This is a genomic window from Microcoleus sp. S28C3 (genome assembly GCF_036700785.1).
Classification (GTDB): domain Bacteria; phylum Cyanobacteriota; class Cyanobacteriia; order Cyanobacteriales; family Microcoleaceae; genus Microcoleus; species Microcoleus asticus.
In genome coordinates this window covers 1-1,612 of the sequence record NZ_JAUBPO010000269.1, presented here as the reverse complement: position 1 = coordinate 1,612, position 1,612 = coordinate 1, and the positions used below count along the sequence as shown (strand labels likewise).

Sequence of the window (1,612 nt, the reverse complement as noted above, 5' to 3'; positions counted from 1 at the left end):
CGTATCAAAATCAAAGAAATTATTTGGGTCGTATGCGATCGCCTTTTTGCTTCGTCATACCCTAATTCAGCAACGCCGAAAAACAATGGTGTGGACGACGGGTGCGGGTACTAGATGGGACAACAGTGTTGATGAATGATACTGCTGCTAATCAAGCCGAGTATCCGCAACACAGCAATCAAAAAGCTGGGTGTGGATGGACCATCGCTAAAATAGTGGTACTCTTTTCATTGCTCACGCTTGGCTGTGGTATCCGCTGGCATAGCTTCCTTGGCGAGCAGTGAGATTGTGATGAGCCGTTTGATTTATGCAAATTTAGTCCCCGATGATGTGATATTGGCAGATAAAGCTTATGGTAATTATGTCGATTTAGTTTTGGTGAAACAGCAAGGAGCAGATGCGGTTTTCCGTAAAAATCATCTCCGTAAAACTGACTTTCGACGAGGAAAAAAGTTGGGAATTGGCGATCGCAAAATCGTTTGGAATAAGCCCCAGCAGTGTCCCAAACACATGACTTTTGAGGAATTCGAGGCATTGCCGTCTAGTTTCATCGTCCGGGAAGTATGCTTGCGAATTAAGCGCCGCGGCTTCAGAGCTGAGCGTATCATTGTAGTGACAACATTGGTGGATACCAAACGCTACACCGTTGAAAACTTGACTTTTTTATATGGGTTTCGTTGGTCGGCAGCAGAAGTCAATTTACGCTATCTCAAAACAACGTTAAAAATGGAGATGTTAACAGCTAAAACTCCGGTGATGGTGAGAAAAGAAATCTGGACACACTTATTAGCTTACACTTTATTACGTACCATTATGTGGCAGGCTGTATCTTCGTCAGAAAATACAGTTTTTCAACTCTCATTCCAATCAACCAGGCAGCAGTTTAATCTGTTATTGACGCTGTTGGCAACTACAGGAAAACGCCAACAGCGACAATGGCGTCAATTACTTTTGGAACAGGTGGCAACTAATTTACTCACGATTCGACCTGAGCGTTCTGAACCTAGAGTTTTGAAACGCAGGCCGAAACCGTATCCTCGAATGCAGGAACCTCGCTCTGTCTTGAAAGCTAAACTGCGGGTGTGATTAAGCCTTTTTCAGTGCTATTGGACTTGAGTCCTCAGTTTCATGAGGATTCAAGTCCTCACTAGAAACCAGTTTGATTTTGGTCGATCGACAGGACACGATGTAATAGACCTCTTGCGAAAGTCTCAGCCGATCTCTAATTTAGTCTTTAAAGAAAGTTCATAATTATAAATACCAGCGATCAAATTAAATCTTAATCCGAAGCGCCTTCTTCGATTCCGATATCTTGATGAAAGAATTCTAAATATATTTAAACTTCGATGTATATTTTCAATGATAATTCTCTCTTTGGCCAGGAGGCGATTTAAAACTTTTTCTGCTTGACTCAGTTCTTTATTCTTGGTTTTTTTGATGGGGGTTCTACTATTACTATGAATCTTTGTGATTCCTTGATAACCTTTATCACCTAAAAGTTCAAGTTCTTTATTCATCCCGATTTTGCTTTGTTTAAACGTAATTGCTCAACTAGGGCAAAAAAGGGAGCGATCAGTAGAGAGAGCTTGTTGAATAGATTGATAAGCCGTCA

Annotated in this window: 1 protein-coding gene and 1 pseudogene; one reads left to right on the top strand and one right to left on the bottom strand. The window is 41.3% G+C overall.

Translation table 11 applies throughout. From position 1 onward, the window contains the following. Nucleotides 1-291: 291 nt before the first annotated feature. Nucleotides 292-1,086: a hypothetical protein gene (locus QUA13_RS32360; RefSeq protein ID WP_333205172.1), complete on the top strand. Its 795-nt coding sequence runs from the start codon at nt 292-294 to the stop codon at nt 1,084-1,086. Between the two features lie 125 nt (nt 1,087-1,211). Here QUA13_RS32360 and QUA13_RS32355 read toward each other — a convergent pair. Then, nucleotides 1,212-1,538 (bottom strand): annotated as a pseudogene (locus QUA13_RS32355) (transposase family protein); the annotation flags it as partial. Between the last annotated feature and the right edge of the window lie 74 nt (nt 1,539-1,612).